Origin of the sequence: Tenacibaculum todarodis (genome assembly GCF_001889045.1) — a bacterium.
In the GTDB taxonomy this organism is placed as follows: domain Bacteria; phylum Bacteroidota; class Bacteroidia; order Flavobacteriales; family Flavobacteriaceae; genus Polaribacter; species Polaribacter todarodis.
On the sequence record NZ_CP018155.1, the window covers coordinates 1,234,088 to 1,255,113 of the forward strand.

General features: G+C 29.8%; 26 protein-coding genes. 17 read left to right on the forward strand and 9 right to left on the reverse strand.

Annotation, left to right across the window (positions count from 1 at the left end; translation table 11 throughout):
• Nucleotides 1-41: 41 nt before the first annotated feature.
• Nucleotides 42-1,367: a dicarboxylate/amino acid:cation symporter gene (locus tag LPB136_RS05575; protein ID WP_072555180.1), complete on the reverse strand. Its 1,326-nt coding sequence runs from the start codon at nucleotides 1,365-1,367 to the stop codon at nucleotides 42-44.
• A 127-nt stretch (nucleotides 1,368-1,494) separates the two neighbouring features.
• Between LPB136_RS05575 and LPB136_RS05580 the strand changes: the two genes are divergently transcribed.
• Together LPB136_RS05580 and LPB136_RS05585 are read left to right on the forward strand one after the other, a co-directional pair.
• Nucleotides 1,495-2,130, forward strand: coding sequence for a DUF937 domain-containing protein (locus tag LPB136_RS05580; protein ID WP_072556926.1), 636 nt, complete (start codon nucleotides 1,495-1,497; stop codon nucleotides 2,128-2,130).
• Between the two features lie 90 nt (nucleotides 2,131-2,220).
• On the forward strand, nucleotides 2,221-2,526 hold the full coding sequence (locus LPB136_RS05585) for a DUF6787 family protein (RefSeq protein WP_072555181.1): 306 nt from the start codon (nucleotides 2,221-2,223) through the stop codon (nucleotides 2,524-2,526).
• Here the strand turns inward: LPB136_RS05585 and LPB136_RS05590 are convergent, their stop codons facing one another.
• Nucleotides 2,527-2,799, reverse strand: coding sequence for a hypothetical protein (locus LPB136_RS05590; RefSeq protein ID WP_072555182.1), 273 nt, complete (start codon nucleotides 2,797-2,799; stop codon nucleotides 2,527-2,529).
• Between the two features lie 99 nt (nucleotides 2,800-2,898).
• Between LPB136_RS05590 and LPB136_RS14125 the strand changes: the two genes are divergently transcribed.
• Genes LPB136_RS14125 through LPB136_RS05600 form a run of 3 tightly spaced genes read left to right on the forward strand, consistent with a single transcriptional unit; the run spans nucleotide 2,899 to nucleotide 4,417 of the window.
• Nucleotides 2,899-3,198, forward strand: coding sequence for an NUDIX hydrolase (locus LPB136_RS14125; RefSeq protein ID WP_237267422.1), 300 nt, complete (start codon nucleotides 2,899-2,901; stop codon nucleotides 3,196-3,198).
• Nucleotides 3,158-3,529, forward strand: coding sequence for an NUDIX hydrolase (locus LPB136_RS14130; protein ID WP_237267423.1), 372 nt, complete (start codon nucleotides 3,158-3,160; stop codon nucleotides 3,527-3,529). The genes LPB136_RS14125 and LPB136_RS14130 overlap by 41 nt, the downstream gene beginning before the upstream one ends.
• A 48-nt stretch (nucleotides 3,530-3,577) precedes the next feature.
• The gene (locus LPB136_RS05600; protein WP_072555183.1) at nucleotides 3,578-4,417 is read left to right on the forward strand and encodes a lysophospholipid acyltransferase family protein; all 840 of its coding nucleotides are present in this window, start codon (nucleotides 3,578-3,580) and stop codon (nucleotides 4,415-4,417) included.
• 7 nt (nucleotides 4,418-4,424) lie between these two features.
• Here LPB136_RS05600 and LPB136_RS05605 read toward each other — a convergent pair whose 3' ends face one another.
• The 4 genes from LPB136_RS05605 to LPB136_RS05620 all read right to left on the reverse strand — a co-directional run bounded on the left by LPB136_RS05605 (nucleotide 4,425) and on the right by LPB136_RS05620 (nucleotide 8,291).
• The gene (locus LPB136_RS05605) at nucleotides 4,425-4,901 is read right to left on the reverse strand and encodes a hypothetical protein (protein ID WP_072555184.1); all 477 of its coding nucleotides are present in this window, start codon (nucleotides 4,899-4,901) and stop codon (nucleotides 4,425-4,427) included.
• An 81-nt stretch (nucleotides 4,902-4,982) separates the two neighbouring features.
• On the reverse strand, nucleotides 4,983-6,170 hold the full coding sequence (fabV, locus tag LPB136_RS05610; RefSeq protein WP_072555185.1) for an enoyl-ACP reductase FabV: 1,188 nt from the start codon (nucleotides 6,168-6,170) through the stop codon (nucleotides 4,983-4,985).
• A gap of 151 nt (nucleotides 6,171-6,321) precedes the next feature.
• Complete coding sequence (locus LPB136_RS05615) at nucleotides 6,322-7,269, reverse strand: phosphoribosylaminoimidazolesuccinocarboxamide synthase (RefSeq protein ID WP_072555186.1); 948 nt, start codon at nucleotides 7,267-7,269, stop codon at nucleotides 6,322-6,324.
• A gap of 65 nt (nucleotides 7,270-7,334) precedes the next feature.
• Nucleotides 7,335-8,291 carry a PhoH family protein gene (locus tag LPB136_RS05620; RefSeq protein WP_072555187.1) on the reverse strand — a complete coding sequence of 319 codons (957 nt, stop codon included), beginning with the start codon at nucleotides 8,289-8,291 and terminating at the stop codon, nucleotides 7,335-7,337.
• Between the two features lie 172 nt (nucleotides 8,292-8,463).
• Between LPB136_RS05620 and LPB136_RS05625 the strand changes: the two genes are divergently transcribed.
• The 5 genes from LPB136_RS05625 (at nucleotide 8,464) to gldG (ending at nucleotide 12,586) form a co-directional block, all read left to right on the forward strand.
• The gene (locus tag LPB136_RS05625) at nucleotides 8,464-9,327 is read left to right on the forward strand and encodes an SAM hydrolase/SAM-dependent halogenase family protein (RefSeq protein ID WP_072555188.1); all 864 of its coding nucleotides are present in this window, start codon (nucleotides 8,464-8,466) and stop codon (nucleotides 9,325-9,327) included.
• Between the two features lie 6 nt (nucleotides 9,328-9,333).
• Complete coding sequence (locus LPB136_RS05630) at nucleotides 9,334-9,630, forward strand: putative quinol monooxygenase (protein ID WP_072555189.1); 297 nt, start codon at nucleotides 9,334-9,336, stop codon at nucleotides 9,628-9,630.
• Complete coding sequence (locus LPB136_RS05635; protein ID WP_072555190.1) at nucleotides 9,630-10,175, forward strand: GNAT family N-acetyltransferase; 546 nt, start codon at nucleotides 9,630-9,632, stop codon at nucleotides 10,173-10,175. Before LPB136_RS05630 ends, LPB136_RS05635 begins: the two co-directional genes overlap by 1 nt.
• Nucleotides 10,176-10,242: 67 nt before the next feature.
• Nucleotides 10,243-10,953, forward strand: a complete 711-nt coding sequence (gene gldF / locus LPB136_RS05640; protein ID WP_072555191.1) for a gliding motility-associated ABC transporter permease subunit GldF — start codon at nucleotides 10,243-10,245, stop codon at nucleotides 10,951-10,953.
• Nucleotides 10,946-12,586 carry a gliding motility-associated ABC transporter substrate-binding protein GldG gene (gene gldG, locus LPB136_RS05645; protein WP_072555192.1) on the forward strand — a complete coding sequence of 547 codons (1,641 nt, stop codon included), beginning with the start codon at nucleotides 10,946-10,948 and terminating at the stop codon, nucleotides 12,584-12,586. Before gldF ends, gldG begins: the two co-directional genes overlap by 8 nt.
• Before the next feature lie 98 nt (nucleotides 12,587-12,684).
• On the opposite strand, the gene LPB136_RS05650 is transcribed toward gldG, so the two are convergent.
• Both LPB136_RS05650 and LPB136_RS05655 read right to left on the reverse strand, forming a co-directional pair.
• Nucleotides 12,685-13,446, reverse strand: coding sequence for an NAD(P)H-binding protein (locus LPB136_RS05650; RefSeq protein WP_072555193.1), 762 nt, complete (start codon nucleotides 13,444-13,446; stop codon nucleotides 12,685-12,687).
• On the reverse strand, nucleotides 13,433-14,095 hold the full coding sequence (locus tag LPB136_RS05655) for an MIP/aquaporin family protein (protein WP_072555194.1): 663 nt from the start codon (nucleotides 14,093-14,095) through the stop codon (nucleotides 13,433-13,435). The genes LPB136_RS05650 and LPB136_RS05655 overlap by 14 nt, the downstream gene beginning before the upstream one ends.
• A 104-nt stretch (nucleotides 14,096-14,199) precedes the next feature.
• On the opposite strand from LPB136_RS05655, the gene LPB136_RS05660 reads away from it, so the two are divergent.
• The 7 genes from LPB136_RS05660 (at nucleotide 14,200) to LPB136_RS05690 (ending at nucleotide 20,578) form a co-directional block, all read left to right on the forward strand.
• Complete coding sequence (locus LPB136_RS05660) at nucleotides 14,200-15,129, forward strand: DUF2911 domain-containing protein (protein WP_083426187.1); 930 nt, start codon at nucleotides 14,200-14,202, stop codon at nucleotides 15,127-15,129.
• Nucleotides 15,130-15,411: 282 nt separating this feature from the next.
• A complete protein-coding gene (locus LPB136_RS05665) occupies nucleotides 15,412-16,242 on the forward strand; it encodes a DUF2589 domain-containing protein (protein ID WP_083426188.1) in 831 nt (276 codons plus the stop codon).
• Nucleotides 16,243-16,246: 4 nt separating this feature from the next.
• Nucleotides 16,247-16,942, forward strand: a complete 696-nt coding sequence (locus tag LPB136_RS05670) for a hypothetical protein (RefSeq protein WP_158009605.1) — start codon at nucleotides 16,247-16,249, stop codon at nucleotides 16,940-16,942.
• Nucleotides 16,942-17,520, forward strand: coding sequence for a hypothetical protein (locus tag LPB136_RS05675; protein WP_072555196.1), 579 nt, complete (start codon nucleotides 16,942-16,944; stop codon nucleotides 17,518-17,520). The genes LPB136_RS05670 and LPB136_RS05675 overlap by 1 nt, the downstream gene beginning before the upstream one ends.
• A gap of 6 nt (nucleotides 17,521-17,526) precedes the next feature.
• Entirely contained in the window at nucleotides 17,527-18,792 is a 1,266-nt protein-coding gene (locus tag LPB136_RS05680; protein WP_072555197.1) for a S8 family serine peptidase, read from the forward strand.
• Between the two features lie 2 nt (nucleotides 18,793-18,794).
• Nucleotides 18,795-18,995 carry a hypothetical protein gene (locus tag LPB136_RS05685; protein ID WP_072555198.1) on the forward strand — a complete coding sequence of 67 codons (201 nt, stop codon included), beginning with the start codon at nucleotides 18,795-18,797 and terminating at the stop codon, nucleotides 18,993-18,995.
• Nucleotides 18,996-19,093: 98 nt separating this feature from the next.
• Nucleotides 19,094-20,578 (forward strand): serine hydrolase, encoded by a 1,485-nt coding sequence (locus tag LPB136_RS05690; RefSeq protein WP_072555199.1) that lies wholly within the window; start codon nucleotides 19,094-19,096, stop codon nucleotides 20,576-20,578.
• Here LPB136_RS05690 and LPB136_RS05695 read toward each other — a convergent pair whose 3' ends face one another.
• On the reverse strand, nucleotides 20,579-20,944 hold the full coding sequence (locus tag LPB136_RS05695; RefSeq protein WP_072555200.1) for a dihydroorotase: 366 nt from the start codon (nucleotides 20,942-20,944) through the stop codon (nucleotides 20,579-20,581). It lies immediately after the preceding gene.
• Nucleotides 20,945-21,026 lie beyond the last annotated feature (82 nt).

Sequence of the window (21,026 nt, forward strand, 5' to 3'; positions counted from 1 at the left end):
AAAATCTATCAATTACTGAAAACTGTGATTGCGACTGAAAACTATTTCACTGCATCGTAATTATCGTCCCAGTTTTTTGGTTTTGGATCGTGTAATTTTCCTACAGATTTTGCAACAATCATAGATACAGTTGCATCTCCGGTAACATTTATTGTAGTTCTTAACATATCTAAAGGTCTATCTACTGCAAAAATTAATGCCAATGCAACAGGATATAAATCTTTTGGGAAACCAATAGATTCTAAAACAATTACCAGCATTACCATTCCTGCTCCAGGAACTGCTGCACTACCAATTGAAGCTAAAAGTGCTGTTAATACAATAGACATTTGGTTTGCAAACCCTAAACCTTCTGGCCATAAAACTTGCATTACAAAAACTGCTGCTACTGCTTGGTATAAACTTGTTCCGTCCATATTAATTGTTGCACCTACAGGTAAAACAAAACTAGATACTTCTTTATCTACACCAATATGCTCTTCTACACGTTCCATTGTAACAGGTAAAGTTGCCGCACTTGAACTTGTAGAAAATGCTAATAGCTGTGCAGGACTTAGTTGTTTTAAAAACCATAACGGATTTTTCTTTGTTATAAGACTAACTAATAAACAGTAAAAAGCTACCATTATTAACAATCCTAACACAACAACTCCTGCATATTTTAACAACGCTAACAATATATCTGGATCTCCAGAAGTAACCACTACATTAGCTAATAGTGCAAATACTGCATAAGGAGACACCAACATAATAAGATCTACCATTTTTAAAATGGCATCATTTAAACCATCAAAGAAATCTTTTAGTGGTTTTGCTTTTTTCTCTCCTATTAATAACATAGATATTCCTAAGAAAATAGTAAAGAATATTACTTGTAACATTGCCTTATTATTACTCATAGCACTTACAGCATTGTCTGGTACCATATCTACAACAAATTGTAAAGGACCACTACTTTGTTGCTTTGATGCTTCGGTAATTTTTGAAGTTATACTCGAACTTTTTGCATAGGTATTTGTTAATTTGTCAATTGTTTCTTGAGAAATACCATCTCCTGGTTGCATTATATTAACCAACACTAAACCTATAGTAATTGCAACTACTGTTGTACCTATATAAATAAGGATAGTTCTAACACCTATATTTTTAAATTTAGAAATGTCTTTTAAATCTGAAATTCCTTTTATTAGTGAAGCTACAATAAGCGGAACTGCAATTAATTTTAATAATTTTACAAAAATTGTTCCTAGAGGTTTTATCCAATCCGCAATAAAATTTTGCCAACCTAATTGTAATGCTAAGAATCCAAAAAGAATTCCTAAAACCATTCCAATCATTATTTTCCAGTGTAGTGCTAGTTTTTTCATTAAATATATATGTTATTTTTCAAGATTGAAAGGTAGAAAAAAAAAAGATAATATAGGGTGTGACTTTATTTGTATATTGTGTCATAAATATAACAAGCTTAATATTAACAAAATAAAAAAACAAAAAATGGCAGGAATTTTAGACTTATTAAACAGTGACTTAGGAAAAACAATTATATCTGGAGTTTCTGGATCTACAGGTCAAGACGCAGGAAAAACAAGTAGTGTATTAACAATGGCGCTACCAGTTTTAATGAAAGCAATGGAACGTAATGCTTCTACACCAGAAGGTGCTGAAGGATTAATGGGAGCGTTAAAAAAGCACGATGGTGGTATTTTAGATAACCTTGGAGGTTTATTTGGTGGTGGAGTTGATGAAACTGTAAAACAAGATGGAGCTGGAATTTTAGGTCATATTTTAGGTAACAAACAACAAGGTGTTGAAAAAGTTATCGGAGAAAAATCTGGAATGGATACAGGAAGTGTTGGTAACATTTTAAAAGTTGCAGCACCAATATTAATGGGAGTTTTAGGTCAACAATCTCGCCAAAGTAATGTAAGTAACTCAGCAGATTTAGGTGGTTTACTTGGTGGTTTACTTGGTGGTAACGAAACTAAAAACGAACAAAGCTTCTTAGAAAAAATACTAGATGCAGATGGTGACGGTAGTGTTATTGATGATGTTGCAGGTATGGTTTTAGGACAAGCTACAAAAGGAAAAGGTGGCATTGCTGGTCTTTTAGGAGGTCTTTTTGGTAAGTAAAATTCCTATATTATAAATATAAAAAAAGGTCAAACATTTATTGTTTGACCTTTTTTCTTGTTGTAATTTTGCAGTACTTATTTTTTTAAAATGGAAAAACTAAAACAACGCTGGGGAATAGAAAGTAATTGGGCAATTATTGCTATACTGCTTGTTTTCTCTATTAATGGATCTTTTGCTACATGGGTTGCAAAACCAGTTACTGCATTCTTTGGTTTATCTCCAGAAACTACAAATCCATTTTTGTTTTGGTTCTTAAGAATCTTATTAATATTTCCTATTTATCAACTTACATTACCTATCGTTGGTTGGGTATTTGGTCAATTTAAATTCTTTTGGGCATTTGAAAAGAAATTTTTAAGTCGCTTAGGATTAGGATTCTTGTTTAAAAAATAACTAAACTTCAATAGTCGTTTCTTTCTCTTTTTTAAAAACAAATGTGTACAACCACATTAATGTAAAAGTTGGTATCACATCCAAAAATGGCATAGCCTCTTCAACAAATGTTATTGCTGCTGCTATTTTACCTTCTTTCCCTTTGTACATTTTTGTCATTAAATACGCAGACAAAGGTGCCCAAACAATATCCAACATTGGAAACGCAAAAGATGCATAACCAAAAGCATCAAACAATAAACCTAATGCTAATTTTTTATATTTATTTTTCATCTATCAATTTTAATTTATAGTTGAAATATGGCAAAATTCAAGCCAAAAAACAGCTATATCATTTGAAATGAATAAGTTTGCATAAAATTACTATTTTCTATGGATTTTTCTGAATTTCAATCTAAAATAAATCATTACAAAACTACGCAACTTGGCGGAATGGAAGCGCAATTTAAATTGGTTCCTAAACTTCGACTGCAATATTCCGAAGAAAAAATAAAAAACAGTAATCCAAAAAAAGCCGCTGTTTTGGCATTATTTTATCCAAATAAAAACGGAAAAACATGTTTTTTATTAACAGAACGAGCTAGTTATAACGGTACACATTCTGGTCAAATAAGTTTCCCTGGAGGAAAAATTGAAAAAAAACGATATCAATTTACAAGAAACGGCACTTAGAGAAACTCACGAAGAAGTTGGTGTTTTACCTTCATCAATAGCAATAATAAGAGAAATTACTGACGTTTATATTCCTCCAAGTAATTTTTTAGCAACTCCTTTTATGGGCTTCACAAATACAAAACCAACTTTTATTGAAAATAATGAAGTAGCCAACAGTATAACTGTTTTAGTAAGTGATTTACTTAATAATGATAATATTACTAGTAAAATTATGAGTACTTCTTATATGAAAGAAATTAGCGTACCTTGCTTTAAACTAAACAATTACATTGTTTGGGGAGCAACGGCAATGATTCTTTCAGAAATTAAAGAATTGTTGAACTCTTAACTTGATTAATTCTTTTGTATTTTTGTAGCTCTTACAAATTAAAAACTTATGCCTTTATTTAAAAGGAACCCTTTTGGACATATATTATTCTTAAAGAAATGGCTTATCAGAATCTTTGGTGTTATTTCTCACGGAAGATACAGACGTTTTAATAATTTACAGATTGAAGGTTCTGAAATTCTTAGAAATTTACCTGAAAACAATGTGCTTTTTGTCTCTAATCATCAAACATACTTTGCGGATGTAGCTGCAATGTTTCATGTTTTTAATGCTGCCTTAAAAGGAAGAGATAATACCATTAAAAATATCGGATACATTTGGCAGCCTAAATTAAACATATATTATGTTGCTGCTGGAGAAACTATGCGTGCAGGATTGTTGCCAAAAATATTTGCTTATGTTGGCTCTGTTTCCATTGAAAGAACTTGGCGCAGCGAAGGTAAAGATGTAAAAAGACAAGTAAAAATGTCTGATGTTTCTAACATTGGAAAAGCTCTAAATGACGGTTGGGTAATTACGTTTCCGCAGGGAACAACTACAGCTTTTAAACCAATTAGAAGAGGAACAGCTCATATAATAAAAAAGCACAAACCTGTAGTTGTACCTATTGTAATTGATGGTTTTAGACGTTCTTTTGATAAAAAAGGATTGCAAATTAAGAAACGTAACGTCTTACAATCTATGGTTATTAAAGAGCCTTTAGAGATTGATTATGAAAATGAAGATGTTGCCGATATTGTGACTAAAATTGAATATGCAATTGAACAACATCCTTCTTTTTTAAAAGTACTTACACCTAAGCAACTTGAAGAAGAGCAAGATTTTATTGAAAGTCGTCGTTTTTGGGGAGCAGATTCTAAGGAAAAAGAAAGTAAAAAAAAGTTGTAAACGAAGCTTAGTCTAACAACTCTTCTAACTCTAATTTATAATCGTATTGTAAATCTTCATGTAAGGTTGCAATTGCTTTTTCTATCAATAGAACTTGTCTATCAAATGAATTTAATAATTGCTGACTATTCTTAATTGAAGGTTTAAAATTCTTGAGTTTATAACAAAAATGTAACAGTAATTCTACTTCTGTTTCTTTCTTTTTTGAATATCGAATAAACTTTTTAGTAAGCGTTAAAATTTTTCTGACGCTTTTTCTAATATAGAAAAAACTCTTAGTATTTATTTGCTCAAACAAATTGTCCATTTGTTCTTTTACACTTTCTATATAACCTTCTTCATTATGAGATTCAAAAAGCAAATAAGTAAGTAACTCTTTATTTTCTTTTTTAAATTTAGAAAGCTGTAAACACAATTCAATCAATTCATTGGTTGATTTATGTGCTAATTCATCTTTTATTTTTTTTACAGTAACTGCTTTCATATTTATTTTTTTACAAGATAAAAGTAAAAAAGAAACCTCATAGAATTTCTACGAGGTTTTTATTGTTTTTCGAATATTTTACTATTGAATACTAGGTACTTCAACCAATTCATTAACATCTGCATCATAATCTATTCCTGGTACCTTAAACCCGAATAATTTAAAAAATTCGTTGCTATATTCTTCTAAATCTCCAATTTCAGATAAATTTTCAGTTGTAGCTTTTTTCCATAATTCAGAAATCTCTGCTTGTACGTCTTCACGCATTTCCCAATCATCAACTCTAATTCTACCTTTTTCATCTAAAGCTAAATCTCCACCAAACAAACGTTCGCTATACAAACGTTGAATTTGCTCAATACAACCTTCGTGAATTCCTTTCTCTTTCATCACTTTAAATAATAAAGAAATATATAAAGGAATTACTGGAATTGCAGAACTTGCTTGTGTTACTAATGCTTTATTTACTGAAACATACGCCTTTCCTCCTATCGATTTTAAATCGTCTGTAATTGTAAAAGCAGTAGCTTCTAAATGGTCTTTTGCAGCACCAATTGTTCCGTTTCTATAGACTGGTTTTGTAACTTCTGGGCCAATATAAGAATAGGCAACAGTTTTTATTCCTTCGGCTAACAAGTTTTCAGCTTGTAAAGCGTCCATCCACATTTTCCAGTCTTCTCCACCCATTACAGTTATCGTATTTTCTACGTCTTCTCCTTCTGCAGGATTTATAGAAATTTCTGATACTTTTCCTGTATGAAAATCTACGGTTTTATTGGTAAAAACTTCGCCAATTGGTTTTAAAACCGATTTAAAACGTTTTCCTGAAGTTGGATGTGTTCTTACAGGTGAAGCTAAACTGTATATTACTAAATCAATTTGACCTAAGTCTTCCTTAATTAAGTTTACAACTTGTTCTTTTACTTCGTTTGAAAACGCGTCTCCGTTAATACTTTTTGCATACAAACCTGCCTTGTTTGCTTCTTGCTCAAAAGCGGCTGTGTTGTAAAATCCTGGCGAACCTGGTCTTCCTGCTGTAGCTGGTTTGTCAAAGAAAACACCAATTGTAGCAGCATCTGATCCAAATGCACTTGCAATTCTTGATGCCAGTCCAAAACCCGTTGAAGAACCTAAAACTAATACTCTTTTAGCGCCTTCAATTTTTCCTTTAGATTTTATATATTCAATTTGATCTTTAACATTTTGAGCACAACCGGTTGGATGCGATGTTAAACAGATAAATCCTCTTGTTCTTGGTTCTATTATCATTTTACAGTTTTTAGTCGTTAGTTTTTAGTCGTTAGTAATTAGCTCGACAAAACATTAATTAATTTACTCTTGTCATTTCGACGTTAGGAGAAATCTTAATTTTTTAATAGTTATTAGATTCCTCCTCATTCTTCGTTCGGAATGACAAGATTTATTTATTTAAAAAAGAAGTTACATTCTTTTCTATTCTTGCCAAAACATTTTCTGTAGAAGCTTTTACAAACTTCTCTCCTGTTATTTGTTCGTACAATTCAATATATCTGTTAGAAATTTCGATAATTTTTTCATCATTCATTTCTGGAATTTGTTGCCCGTCTTTTCCTTGAAAACCATTTTCAATTAACCATTGACGTACAAATTCTTTTGATAATTGTTTCTGAGATTCTCCTTTTTCTTGGCGTTCTTGATATCCTTCAGCATAAAAATAACGAGACGAATCTGGTGTATGAATTTCGTCAATCAAGACAATTTTACCATCTTTAGTTTTACCAAATTCATATTTAGTATCTACTAAAATTAATCCGCGAGAAGCAGCAATTTCTGTTCCTCTTGCAAATAAAGCTCTTGTATATTTTTCTAAAACAATATAATCTTCTTCAGAAACTATTCCTTTTGCTAAAATGTCTTCACGTGTAATATCTTCATCGTGATCTCCATTATCAGCTTTTGTTGAAGGCGTAATTATTGGATTTGGAAACTTATCGTTTTCTTTTAAACCTTCAGCCATTTCAACTCCACATAAAACTCTTTTACCTGCTTTGTATTCTCTTGCTGCATGACCAGACATATAACCTCTAATTACCATTTCTACTTTAAATGGCTCACATAAATGACCAATTGCCACATTTTCATCTGGATTTGCAACTAACCAATTAGGAACAATATCTGCTGTATCATTCATCATTTTTGTTGCAATCTGATTTAAAATCTGACCTTTAAACGGAATTTGACGCGGTAAAATTACGTCAAAAGCTGATAATCTATCCGAAGCAATCATTACTAATACTTCGTCATTTATATTGTAAACTTCTCTTACTTTTCCTTTATAAATACTTTTTTGTTTAGGAAAGTTAAAGTTAGTCTCGTTAATTGTATTCATCTATTTGTTTGTTGTGTTGTTGGTTGCAAAAGTACTTTAAACACTATTGATTAACAACTAAAATTTTATTCCGTTTCTATACTTTTATAAGCTGTAATTATTTTTCTTACTAATTTATGACGCACAACATCTTTATCGTCTAAAAATACTTGCGCAATTCCGTCAATATCTTTTAAAGTAAGTAAAGATGCCTTTAATCCTGAAACTTGTTTTCTTGGTAAATCTATTTGCCCTGGATCTCCAGTAATGATAAACTTTGCGTGTTTTCCCATTCTGGTTAAAAACATTTTCATTTGATTGTGCGTTGTATTTTGTGCTTCGTCTAAAATTACAAAGGCATTATCTAAAGTTCTACCGCGCATAAATGCCAAAGGAGCAATCTGTATAATTCCTTTTTCTATATGAGATTCTAATTTTTCATGCGGAATCATATCTCGCAACGCATCATATAAAGGTTGCATATACGGATCTAGTTTTTCCTTTAAATCTCCAGGTAAAAAACCTAAATTTTCACCAGATTCTACTGCAGGTCTTGTTAAAATAATTCTACGTACATCTTTCTCTTTTAACGCTTTTACAGCCAAAGCAACAGCTGTATATGTTTTACCTGTTCCTGCAGGTCCAACAGCAAAAAGCATATCATTTTTTTGCATTAAAGAAACCATTTTACGCTGGTTAGCAGTTTGTGGTTTAATTTGCTTTCCGCTAACTCCATGCACTAAAATATCATCTCCTTTTCCGGTAGATTTACGGGTTTCTTCTTCTTTTCCTGTTGAAGTTACTAAGCGTTCAATGATATTGTCATCTAACTTATTATACTTATTAAAATACTTAATTAGCATTTCAATTCGTTTTTCAAACTCATCTAAAAGATCTGATTCTCCATAAATTTTCAATTTATTGCCACGTGCTACAATTTTAATTTTTGGAAAGTATGTTTTTAATTGAGTAATAGTACTATTTCGTGCTCCAAAAAAATCGTTTGGATCAATTTCTGTCAATTCAATTATACGTTCTGTCAAATGATAAATTTTTAAAAATTAACAGTCATAGACTGTTTTGTTAATATTAACTGCGTTAAAAAACCTTTGATTAAAATACAGTAGAAATTTAGAAATTATTTTTGAAGAAATCATTAGATTTGCGTTAAATAGTCAAAAACTTTTTCACAACTAATTAACAGTTATTTTTTTAATGTCTCTAATTACTTTAACTACAGATTTCGGAACTAAAGATCACTTTGTAGGTGCTGTAAAAGGAGCTATCTACACAGAACTTCCTGATGTTAAAATAATTGACATTACACATCATATTACTCCTTTTAACATTACTGAAACTGCATATATTTTAAAAAATGCATATAAAAGTTTTCCTAAAGGAAGTATACATATTGTTGGTGTAGATTCAGAATTATCTATAGAAAACAAACATATTGCATTAGAATTGGATGATCATTTTTTTGTATGTCCAGATAATGGATTAATTTCTATGATTGCTTCAGAAATTAACCCTACAAAGATTGTAGAAATTAATATCCATGATCGTATTCAAAGTAGTTTTCCTGTACTAGATGTTTTTGTACAAGTTGCTTGTCATATTGCTCGTGGAGGAAACTTAGGTGTAATTGGTAAAGAAATTAAAGAATATAAAAAGTTAGTTGAAATTCAACCAAAAGTAAATCAAACACAAACTATTATTAATGGAGGCGTAATTTATATTGATAATTACGGAAATGTAATTAGCAATATCAGTAAAAAGATGTTTAATGAAATTGGTAAAGGAAGACCTTTTAAAATTTCTGCACGTAGATATTCTTTTTCAAAAATATATAGTAGATATAATGAGTTTGTAGATTTTTCTGTACCAGAAGAACGCCGTAGAAATGATGGTGAACGATTAGCAATCTTTAATTCTGCTGGTTTTTTAGAAATTGCTGTATACAGAAGTAATTTAACCACTGTTGGAGGCGCATCTTCTTTGTTAGGAATGGATTATAGAGATACCATTTCTATTGAATTTGAAACTATTAAATCGCCAGAATTTACAACTCTTAACTAAAAAAGCATGTTTGTACGCATTGTAAAATTAAGTTTTCACCCAGAAAAAATTGAAGAGTTTTTAGCAAATTTTGATGAAAAGAAAGCTTTTATTAGAAAATCTAAAGGTTGTTCTTTACTAGAGTTATACAGAGACAAAACAAATACCAATGTATTTTTCACCTATTCTTATTGGGAAACTGAGCAAGATTTAGAAAACTACAGAAATTCCGACTTATTTAAAGGAGTTTGGGCAAAAACAAAAGTGTTGTTTAATGACAAACCGCTTGCTTGGAGTGTTGATAAAACAGAAAGTTTAGTGTAATGAATTTTAATTCTTTTCCTACTTTAAAAACTGAACGATTACTCTTACGTAAATCTAATTTGGATGATGCTGCTACTTTTTTAGAATTACGTTCAAACCCAATTATAAATACATATATTGAAAGAGAAATTCCTACAAAAATATCTCAAGCTGAAGATTTTATCAAAAAAATAACACAAGAAGAAATTGATAAGAAAAGTATTACTTGGTTAATTACATTAAAAGAGAACAATAAAGCAATTGGCTCAATTTGCATTTGGAATCTTAATCAAGAAAAACAATATGGAGAAGTTGGTTATTCTTTACTTCCAGCGTTTTTTAAAAAAGGATTTATGAGTGAAGCCATGGAAACTGTTTTAGAATTTGGTTTTAATAAAATGAAGCTAAAAACTATTGAAGCCTTTACACATAAAAATAATATTGCTTCAATTGCGTTGTTAGAGAAGTACAATTTTGTTTTTCAACCAGAAAGAAAAGATGATGACGTAGAAGATAATAGGGTTTATAAGATTGAAAAAGAGACAAGAATAAAGAGACAAGAATAAAAAAAAGAAAAACGTGTTTCCAAAATAAGTTTTTTTTAAGCTTGGAGGAATCTAAAACAAATAAACATTGAAAGCAATATTAAAAAAAGAATTCACAGCATTTTTTGCCTCACCAATTGCCTATTTGGTTATTGGAGTTTTCTTAGTTATAAACGGATTATTTCTTTGGGTTTTTAAAGACGATTTTAATATCCTAAACGCAGGTTTTGCCGATTTAAATAACTTCTTTTATTTAGCGCCTTGGGTATTTCTATTTTTAATTCCGGCAATTACCATGAAGAGTTTTGCTGATGAATTTAACAGCGGAACCATAGAAATTTTAAAGACAAGGCCCATTACAAATTGGCAAATTGTGTTTGGTAAATTTTTGGCTTCACTCCTACTTATTATTATTGCATTAGTTCCTACTTTAACCTACGTTTACACAGTATATCAATTAGGAAACCCTGTTGGTAATTTAGATTTTGGAAGCACAATTGGATCTTATATTGGTTTATTATTGCTTGCTTCAACTTATACTGCCGTTGGTTTATTTACATCTACATTATCTAAAAATCAGATTGTGGCATTCATTTTAAGTGTTTTTATAACGTTCTTTTTATACTTTGGTTTTGATGCTTTTGCTAATTTGGTTAGCAATCAAAATATTTCAAAATTAGGAATAAACGAACATTTTAAAAGTATTTCTAGAGGCGTTATAGACACAAGAGATATTCTTTACTTTGTATCTGTAACAGCTTTCTTTTTATTCATTACAAAAATGCAATTAGATGAATAAGAAAATAAAAAATATCGCATTATTATTAATTGGAGTTTTCTTGTTGAATTTCGCCAATCAATCAATTTATAAAAGATTCGATTTAACTCAAGACAAACGCTATACGTTATCAAAAATTACAACTTCAATTCTTGATAAATTTGAAAATACAGTTACTGTAAAAGTATATTTAGAGGGCGAATTTCCTACAGAATTCCAACGATTACAAACCGAAACTCGTCAGTTTTTAGAGGAATTAAAAGCTGAAAATTCAGCTATAAAAATCCTTTTTATCAATCCTGATAATCAACGAGAACAATTGACAAAAAAAGGAATGTATCCAAGTCAATTAACTGTTGAAGAAGATGGTAAATTATCAAATGCTATTATTTTTCCTTGGGCAGAAGTTTCTTATAAGAATAAAGCTGTAATTGTTTCATTATTACCAGAGAGTCAAGCAAAAACACAAGAAGAACAATTACAAAATGCTGTTGAAGGATTAGAATATTCTTTTGCAAATGCATTGAATATCTTAACGCAAAATAACAAGAAAAAAGTTGCTATAATCTCTGGAAATGGAGAATTACAAGACATTGAACTGTATAGCTTTTTAAGTGAAGTTGGCAAGAAATATCATTTAGCAAAATTCACATTAGATTCTGTTGCAACAAACCCACAGAAAACATTACAAGGTTTAACAAACTTTGATCTTGCTATTATTGCAAAACCTACAGAAAAATTTACTGCTGAAGAAAAATTTACACTCGATCAATTTATAACAAACGGCGGAAAAACATTGTGGATGTTAGACAATGTACAAGCCGATACTGATAGTTTATTTAACAACGGAAAAATGTTAGCATATCCTAGAGAGCTAAATTTAACGGATTTACTTTTTGCTTACGGAGTTCGAGTAAACAGCAAATTAGTACAGGATTTATACGCATCTAAAATTCCGTTAGCAACAGGAAATGTTGGAAATCAAACACAGTTTCAAAACTTGCCTTGGTTTTATAACCCGTTAGTTGCAGGAAATCCAAATCACCCAATTAGTAAAAACGTTTTACCTGTTCGTTTGCAATTTGCAACACAAATTGACACTTTAAAAAATAATGTAAGAAAAACACCTTTATTGGTAAGTTCATTACTTACTAAACAAGTTGGTTTACCTACAATTATTGAACTTTCTAGCATAGCAAATGAACCAACAGAACAAGAATTTTCTGGCGGAAATCAATTATTTAGTGTGTTGTTAGAAGGCGAATTTAATTCTGCTTATGCAAACAGAATTAAACCTTTTAAAAGCACTATTTTTAAAGGGAAATCTTCAGAAAATAAAATGATAATTATTGCTGATGGAGATATTGCAAAGAATCAAATTTTAAAAGGAAAACCACATGATTTAGCAACCGATAAATGGACTAATGAACGTTTTGGAAATAAAGATTTTCTATTAAATTCAATAGATTATTTATTGGACGATTCTGGTTTAATCAACTTAAAAAACAAATCGCTTCAACTTAATATTTTAGACAAACAACAAGCTTTTCAAGAAAAAGGATATTGGCAGTTTTTAAATATTGTTGTTCCACTTTTATTGTTGTTTGGTTTTGGGTTTGGATTTAATTATTGGAGAAAGAAGAAGTATCAGTAGGCAGTATTCAGTATTCAGTATTCAGTATTCAAAAATGAAAACTTTAAAACTTTAAAACTTTGAAACTTTGAAACTTTGAAACTTTGAAACTTTGAAACTTAAATCGACAACAAATTATCATTAATAAAAGTATATCCTAAAACTTCTTGTACTTTTTTAGAACTGATAATTTTCCACTTAACAACTTCATTTTCTTCAAACTCAGGAATCGCTAAACCGTTGCTAACTTTTGCAAAAGTATAAAATTCTCTTCTTGTTGGATGATGATTAGAACATGCATTAAAAGTGATATTCCAACAATTCTGATCTATAATTTCATGAATAATATGTATACAATCTTCTTTATGAATCATATTCACAAACCCTTTTGGTTGCGGTATTTTTCGTCCATTCTTAAACCAATTAGAAGGATGTCTTGTATCTCCGAATAAACCTGCAAAACGAATTATTGTAGTTTCAAAAAAGGTGTTTTCTCTAAATAAATTTTCAATTTCGGTTAACGGTGTTTTTAAAACTTCATCTTCTTCAGTCATTACTTTATTTAATCTTCCATAAACCGAAGTTGAGCTGATAAAAATCACTTTTTGAATGCTCGAATTTTCAATCTGAGAAATTAAATTTTCAAAGCCATCAATATCTTTTGAGGTAATTGCAATTATTAAAATATCTGAATTTAAGAAGCTATCAAACTCTTCAAAAGAACTGATGTCAATTATATAAGGTTCAATATTATTGAACTCTAAGGTTTCTAATTTTTCTTCACTTGTGGTAGAACCTTTTACAGTATAACCATCATTTAATAAAGAAACTGCTAACGATTTTCCTAACCAACCACAACCTAAAATACTAACATTCTGCATCGCAACAATTTTCGTCTTTTACTAATTTACAAGAAACAACGGCTAATAAAGCACCTAAAATTGGTGCTAAAATATACATCCATAAATGCTCTGTATGACCAGAAATTAATGCTGGTGCAATGGAACGTGCAGGATTCATAGATGCTTTTGTAATTGGGCCTGCAAACATGGCTTCTAATAAAACTACGCCACCAATTGCAATACCTGCAACTACGCCAACTTCTTTACTTCCGGTGGAAACATTTATAATAGTAAGCATTAAAAAGAAGGCTAATAATAGTTCTAAAATAAAGGCGCGCCAAACATCAATTGTTGGTAAAGTTGCCCCAAAATATTCGGAAGTTGGGAATAAAATCCACAAGATTACACTTGCTAAAATTGCACCTAAAATTTGTGCAATTATGTATTTAGGAACTTCTTTCCAAGCAAACTTTTTTGCATAGGCAAAAGAAATAGTAACTGCTGGATTAAAATGCGCTCCAGAAATATCACCAAAAGCATAAATCATTGCCATAACTATAAATCCCCAAGTAATTGCAATACCAACGTGTGTAACGTCTCCACCTGTAACTTCGTTAATTGTCATGGCTCCTGTTCCGCAGAAAACCATTGCAAAAGTTCCTATAAATTCTGAAATATATTTCTTCATTGAATGCAAATATCAGCTAAAAAAATGAAATGTATTTTAAGTATTGATTATCATTCATCATTTTTATTGTAATTTTAGCTTTTCAAATTAAAAATAAAACAATCATGAAAAAAATTTCAATCAAATCTATAAGTATTTTAAGTGTTTTTGCACTTTTACTTTTTACAAATTGTAAAAATTCAGAAACTAAAGAAGTTGCTGAAAAAGAAGTTAAAGAAGAAGTTAAAGCTGCAGCTGCAAAAATTTCTGCTCCAGCACCAAGTCCATTTTCAACTTTAAAACAAAAGGTTGGTTTAACAGATGTAACTTTAGAATACTCAAGACCAAGTATGAAAGGTCGTACAATTTTCGGAGATTTAGTTCCTTATGGAAAAACTTGGAGAACAGGTGCAAACGCTAACACAAAAATTACTTTTTCTACAGATGTAACAATTGGAGAAAAAAATGTAGCTGCAGGAACGTATGCCGTTTATACAAAACCAAATGAAAAATCTTGGGATATAATGTTGTATTCAGATTCTGATAACTGGGGAAATCCTAAAGAATGGGATGCTGCTAAAGTTGTTGCAAGTACAAATGTAGAAGTACAAAAAATGCCAATGAAAATTGAAACGTTTACTGCAACTTTTGACGATTTAACCAATAACAATGGAGTATTAGGTTTACTTTGGGAAGATGTATATGTTGGTATGCCATTTACAGTACCAACTGAGAAATTAGTGATGGCTTCTATTGATGAAGTTATGAAGGGAGAACCAAATGCAAGTGCATTTTATGATGCTGCTGTGTACTATAAAACTGCCGATAAAGATATAAACCAAGCATTAACTTGGGTTGATAAAGCGATAGAAATGACTAAAGAAGATCCTAAGTTTTGGATGTTAAGACAACAATCTTTAATTCATGCAAAAGCTGGTAAAACTGCAACTGCTATTGCAGCTGCAAAACAATCTTTAGAATTAGCTGAAAAAGTAGGAAATGAAGGTTATGTAAAAATGAACAAAGCTTCTTTAGAAGAATGGGGAGCAAAATAATGCTCTTCTCTTTTTAAAAATATTTTAAACTCGCAGGAAACTGCGAGTTTTTTTGTGTCTTTATTTTTATGATTAAGATAAACACCTCTTCTTTTACAGGAAATTTCCTTTCTTAATTTCATTTTTTTAACGCTACCAAACTTGGTACTTACCCTTGTGTCCGAACTACTGTATTCACCTAATTTTGTGACAGTTAAGTAAATATTTAGTATTATTCGTTTTTAACATTCTAAATATTTATTTAGTTAAAACCAAAATATTAATAGTATAAAATTAATTAAAATGAAAAAACTACAAACAATTTTAAAGCAAGATCATTCTAAAAAAACAAAAAAAGAATTGATCGAATTATTAACAGGAATTAATGAAATTGTCGGTGATGATTTTGGGAAAATTACTGGTATTCAATTAAGTGAATTATCTAAAACCAAAAATGATGATTTGGTAGCAATTATAAATTCATTTAAAGAAAATTATGATGTAAAATGGGAAGAAAGTTTTGGAGAAGCTTCAACTAAAATATTAAAAACCATTTTAGCTCAAATAGAAAAAGATGAAAACCAGTTCTCTACCTCAAATGCTTCAGATGCCGATTTTGCTGCTGAACTAGGTAGTATCGATTTTGAAAACTTAATTGGTGGACCATTGAATGCCTGTGTTACAGCCCAAGCTAACGCATCTATGTCTACAGTTAACTTTATAAAAGAGGTTGGTTTTGAAGACGATGGGACTCTTCGAATGGTTGATTTTTCATACACAAAAACGGTACCTAATGATGATGGAACAGGAACTACAACTGAAGATATATCATTAATTGTTCCTTTTGTATCTGTATTAAATATACCTAGTTTAAGAATAGAAACTTGTGAAGTAGATTTTAATGTTAAGTTAAATTCTGTTTACACAAAAGACGTAAGTAGCGAGTTTGGTATTGATGCAGATGTTAGTGGTGGTTGGGGACCTGTAAAATTTAAAGTTTCTGCTTCATACAAAAGATCTTCTAGCACAGGTGTAAAAGTAGAAAAAGAATATACAATGGGTGTAAAAGTTGTTGCGACTAACGATCAAATGCCTGGTGGATTAGAAAAAGTTTTAGGAATTTTATCTGAATAAAATTATGATAAAGCTATCTGATTACATGGACTATCTCAACGAAGAGATAGTCCTTGCTAGAAAAAAAGCAGACGAACAAGCAATACTAATTGCTAAAGAGTATGCTAAAGATCCGTATCTAAAATATTTTAGAGTACCTAGATTTACAATGCCTTCAGTTAAATTAAATATTCCTATTAAAATTTCTGAATTAAACTCGCAAACAAAGTATAACTTTAAAATGGACGATGATGCTTTTATAAGCGAAGTAAATGACAAAATAGCCATAATAAATAAAGAAAAGAGTTTAAAAATAAACCCAATAAATAAGGAAACACTTAAAGCAGACGACTTTAAAAAAGTAGTTACAAAACTAGAAAAGGTAGATTATAGTTACGTTAAAAAGTTAGATGATAATTTAACCAAAGTAGATATTAAAGTACCTATAAAAAACATTGTTAAAAAACAAGGTTTTAGTGTTGCCAACAAAGAGCTAGAAAGTGAAGAAATGGCTACAATTTTAAAAGATGCTTTTAAAAATAGATACACACCAGTTTCTGCTAAGCTAGATGATATTTACTTCGATCCAAATACCAGTAATGAAACCGATAAAGGCAAAATTTTACTTACGTTAAATGTAGAAATGGTTGAAGAAGGGATTAGGATACATAATGCAACTGATGAAAAAGGAAATAAAATTGAAGAAATAATTTTTGAATAATGAACGTATTAATTCATTTTAAAAAACAACAATTAGAAACTTTTATAAAACTACTTATTCTTGAGAATGAAAAGTTTATAAAAAAGGATTTTAATCTAGACAAATCATTAATGAAATTACTTAATGATGTTCAAGAATATTATAGGAGAATTGGAGAAAGTACAGAAGAAGGAAACGTCAGTCAATTAAAAACACACTTAGATATTGCTGTTTCTGGAATAGATCCGGTAAAATTAGAAAGAGTTAAAACTAGAAGAAGAGATATTGTAAAAATTGCTTGTTACCATTGTTTATCTAGTTTAAACCAAACTTTAGAGAATTCACTCGTTCTAGTAAAAAACATTATTAATGAAGCTACAGAAAACATTAACCAAGTGCTTTTATCTGCATATCAAGCCAAATTAATTACAGATGCAATTATTAAAAAAGCAGATACAATAGACAAATGCACTTCTTTATGGGAAAAACTAAAAGAAAATGAGCAAATATTACTTTTAGATAAGAAATTAAAACTAACCATTTTACAACAAGATATAAGCATAATTTTAGATCAAGCTTTATCTAAACTTAAAAATTAAACCACCATGAAAACTACTAATAAACCTAAAAAATATATCATTCAATTAAAGGACGATAGCAAAAGTAGTCTTACAAAAGCTGCGAAAGAATTAAGTTTAAAAATTACGTCATCCTCAGAATTAAGTTCTAAAGTAAGAGCGCAAGATGTATTAGATTCAGGTAACGGATTGTTTCTTAAAAATTTAGGATTAGCAATTGTTGAAGACTATGAAGTAGAGAAACTTCATCATTTAACAAACGCATCATCTAACCCAATAATTTACTGGGAAAAAGAAAGGAAATTTAAACCTGTTACAGAGTTAGATTTATTAGATGAAATGAAAATTAATATCAATAATATGTCTGAGAAAATAGCGCAATTAAAAGAATTAATTGAAGCTAATAATAGACTCAACATCAATAAGAATTTAACTTGGGGTTTAAATGCAGTTGGAATTGAATTAAGTAATTATACCGGTAAAGGAATAGATATTGCTATTTTAGATACTGGTTTCTATAAAGATCATCCAGACTTTGTTGGAAGAAATATTTCTGGAAAATCTTTTGTTCCTGGAGAAAAATGGTATTTAGATGGACATGGACATGGAACTCATTGTACAGGAACTGCTGCAGGAAGCATTTCCCTAGTAGATAATAAACGATATGGTGTTGCTCATGAAGCAAATATTGTTATTGGTAAAGTTTTAAGCGATTCCGGAAGTGGTTCTACCAGTGGTATTATTGATGCTATTGATAATAGTTTAGAAAAAGGACATAATATTATATCAATGTCTTTAGGCTCTTCAGTAAAAATTGGGGAAAAACCTTCACCAATTTTTGAACAAGTTGGAAGAAAAGCTTTAGAAAAAAACACATTAATAATTGCAGCAGCCGGTAACGACAGCAACAGACCAAGCTTACCAAAACCAGTTAGCAGTCCTGCAAATGCAGAATCTATAATGGCTGTTGCGGCTTTAGATGAAGCGTTAAAAGTAGCTAACTTTTCTAACGGAGGAATTAATGCAAGTAATGGAGGAAGAGTAGATATTTCTGCTCCTGGTGTAGATATATTTAGTTCATATTCAAAAAATGGTTCTCAAAATAAATTATACACAACTATGAGTGGCACAAGTATGGCAACACCACATGTTGCAGGTATTGCTGCTTTATACTGGGAAGCATTCCCAAATTTATCGGCGGAAGGTATTTGGCTAAAATTAGAAAAAAGAGCAAAACAACTTTCTAACCAATTGTACAGAGACATTGGACAAGGAATAATACAAACAATATAATTATGTATGTTTATTTAGCTGTTTTAAAAGAAGATGTAATACTTAATAAAGATGTATTGAGTTACTTTGCAGACATGAATTTTACGCTACTTGCTTACTACCCAAAGTTAAGTATCATAAAAATTGAAAGCAAAGTTTCATTAAAAGACGTTACAGTAAGGTATATAAGTTCAATTGAACAAGAAAAAACTATAAATCTATAGTTTTTTCTTGGATCAAAAACTTTATATTTTCTTTAACTTAAAAGTTAAGTACTTTTATCAAACTTTACTGATTGAATTTAAAAATACTTATATTAAAAATGGAGAAGCATTTACTACTAATTATTTCTATCCTAACCATATTAAGCTGTAAAACAGCAGAAAAAAGCAGTCAAGAAGTAATTGATCCTGTTGAGTATTCAATGGATACTAATGCTGATTTCTTATCAGAATATCCAGAAATAAATGCTATTTCAATAGGAATTTTTAAAGATGGAAAAAAACTCACCAAATATTACGGCGAAATTGATAAAGGAAAAAATAACAAACCAAATGACAATTCTCTTTTTGAAATTGCGTCAGTAACAAAAACATTTACTGGATTTTTAACTGCACAAGCTGTTTTAGAAGGGAAACTAAATTTAGAAGATGATATTAGAAAATATTTAAATGGCTCTTATCCTAATTTAGAATACCAAAGTCAACCCATTAAAATTAAAAATTTACTAACACATTCAGCAGGTTTTACACGTGATTTTTCTTCAACCTTGCAAAAATTTTTCTTAGATGATATTTCAGAAAGTGATGAAAAAGAACTCAGAACTTACAATAAAGAAAAACTTTTAGAAGACTTAAATAACTTTGAACTTAATACAACTCCAAACACTACTTACAACTACTCTCCTATTGTTGGTCCTGAAATTTTAGCAATACTTCTTGAAAACGTTTATCAAAAACCATATTCAACGCTTTTAAATGAATTCATTTTAAAAAAGATTGGCATGGAAAATACAGCGATTCATTTAGATGAAAATGCTAAAAAACATATAGTAAATGGCTACACTGATAAAGGTAAATTAGTAAAACCTGCAATTGAAATTTTAAACGGAGCAGGTGGCGGAATAAAATCAACAATTCCAGATTTACTAAAGTATATTGAATACTTATTGGAAAGCAAAAACCCTGTAATTAAAGAAATGAAAAAGCCTTTGTTTTATGACAAAGAAGACGATGAAGATTACGGTTATTTTTGGCGTTTAAACGATAAAGATATATTACATAACGGCGGAACAGGCGGAAGTGCAAATTGGGTAATTATATTACCAGAATCTAACTGTGGTTTTACAGTTCATATTAATTCTAACGGAGATACCTCAGGAGATTTAATAAATGCTATTGCTTTTAATATCTATAGAGATATGGCGAGCTACCCAGAAAAAAACATGCATCAACCTGTTAGAAAAGCAATTTTAGAAAACACAAAAAACGGTATACTTTATTATAAAAATTTAAAGAAAAACAACCCGTCTAACTATAACTTTCACGATAAAAACGTATTAAATAATATTGGTTACGATTTACTTGGTGAAAACAGAATTACTGATGCAATACAGGTATTTCAATTATTAGTTACTGAATTTCCCAACTCAGCAAATGCGTATGACAGTTTAGGTGAAGGTTATTATAAAAACAAACAATACAATTTATCTTTAATAAACTATAAAAAATCTCTGGAGTTAAATCCAAAAAGTACAAATCCAGTAAAAATGATTGAGAAAATTAATGAGATTTTAAATGAAGAATAATTAATTATCAAACGGTAACAATTCTCTATTTTCTATTGCTTCCTCAATATCTACAGTAATATATCTGTGGCTATTGAAAAACTTCCTAGAATTAACAAGTTTAATTATTGCAACACGTTTTCCTTTATTGTCTTGTTTTATTGAAGTTATTATAACTTTTTCTCCCTTAATATTTTTATAATTTGCTAATCCTCCTTTTTTTATAATAAAATTATCTTTTGGAAAATTAATATGCTTATAATTATTAAATTTTACACTTCCTATAATAAATATATCTCCAGAGTTAAAATCTGATTCTGAACTCTGAGAAAACATAAAGAGAGTAATAAAAAATGCTAAAACTGTACTTAAAATATTATTTTTCATAAAGCCAAAGTTTAAAATTAATGGTTGTTAAATATAATAAAATTGTAATAGTTGTTAAAATGATTGAGTAAAAAAATTACAC

Bases quoted from the DNA above. Each gene is read 5' to 3' on its own strand.
- LPB136_RS05575 (WP_072555180.1), bottom strand. From the start codon at position 1,367: ATGAAAAAACTAGCACTACACTGGAAAATAATGATTGGAATGGTTTTA.
- LPB136_RS05580 (WP_072556926.1), top strand. From the start codon at position 1,495: ATGGCAGGAATTTTAGACTTATTAAACAGTGACTTAGGAAAAACAATT.
- LPB136_RS05585 (WP_072555181.1), top strand. From the start codon at position 2,221: ATGGAAAAACTAAAACAACGCTGGGGAATAGAAAGTAATTGGGCAATT.
- LPB136_RS05590 (WP_072555182.1), bottom strand. From the start codon at position 2,799: ATGAAAAATAAATATAAAAAATTAGCATTAGGTTTATTGTTTGATGCT.
- LPB136_RS14125 (WP_237267422.1), top strand. From the start codon at position 2,899: ATGGATTTTTCTGAATTTCAATCTAAAATAAATCATTACAAAACTACG.
- LPB136_RS05600 (WP_072555183.1), top strand. From the start codon at position 3,578: ATGCCTTTATTTAAAAGGAACCCTTTTGGACATATATTATTCTTAAAG.
- LPB136_RS05605 (WP_072555184.1), bottom strand. From the start codon at position 4,901: ATGAAAGCAGTTACTGTAAAAAAAATAAAAGATGAATTAGCACATAAA.
- fabV (WP_072555185.1), bottom strand. From the start codon at position 6,170: ATGATAATAGAACCAAGAACAAGAGGATTTATCTGTTTAACATCGCAT.
- LPB136_RS05615 (WP_072555186.1), bottom strand. From the start codon at position 7,269: ATGAATACAATTAACGAGACTAACTTTAACTTTCCTAAACAAAAAAGT.
- LPB136_RS05625 (WP_072555188.1), top strand. From the start codon at position 8,464: ATGTCTCTAATTACTTTAACTACAGATTTCGGAACTAAAGATCACTTT.
- LPB136_RS05630 (WP_072555189.1), top strand. From the start codon at position 9,334: ATGTTTGTACGCATTGTAAAATTAAGTTTTCACCCAGAAAAAATTGAA.
- LPB136_RS05635 (WP_072555190.1), top strand. From the start codon at position 9,630: ATGAATTTTAATTCTTTTCCTACTTTAAAAACTGAACGATTACTCTTA.
- gldG (WP_072555192.1), top strand. From the start codon at position 10,946: ATGAATAAGAAAATAAAAAATATCGCATTATTATTAATTGGAGTTTTC.
- LPB136_RS05650 (WP_072555193.1), bottom strand. From the start codon at position 13,446: ATGCAGAATGTTAGTATTTTAGGTTGTGGTTGGTTAGGAAAATCGTTA.
- LPB136_RS05655 (WP_072555194.1), bottom strand. From the start codon at position 14,095: ATGAAGAAATATATTTCAGAATTTATAGGAACTTTTGCAATGGTTTTC.
- LPB136_RS05660 (WP_083426187.1), top strand. From the start codon at position 14,200: ATGAAAAAAATTTCAATCAAATCTATAAGTATTTTAAGTGTTTTTGCA.
- LPB136_RS05665 (WP_083426188.1), top strand. From the start codon at position 15,412: ATGAAAAAACTACAAACAATTTTAAAGCAAGATCATTCTAAAAAAACA.
- LPB136_RS05670 (WP_158009605.1), top strand. From the start codon at position 16,247: ATGATAAAGCTATCTGATTACATGGACTATCTCAACGAAGAGATAGTC.
- LPB136_RS05675 (WP_072555196.1), top strand. From the start codon at position 16,942: ATGAACGTATTAATTCATTTTAAAAAACAACAATTAGAAACTTTTATA.
- LPB136_RS05680 (WP_072555197.1), top strand. From the start codon at position 17,527: ATGAAAACTACTAATAAACCTAAAAAATATATCATTCAATTAAAGGAC.
- LPB136_RS05685 (WP_072555198.1), top strand. From the start codon at position 18,795: ATGTATGTTTATTTAGCTGTTTTAAAAGAAGATGTAATACTTAATAAA.
- LPB136_RS05690 (WP_072555199.1), top strand. From the start codon at position 19,094: ATGGAGAAGCATTTACTACTAATTATTTCTATCCTAACCATATTAAGC.
- LPB136_RS05695 (WP_072555200.1), bottom strand. From the start codon at position 20,944: ATGAAAAATAATATTTTAAGTACAGTTTTAGCATTTTTTATTACTCTC.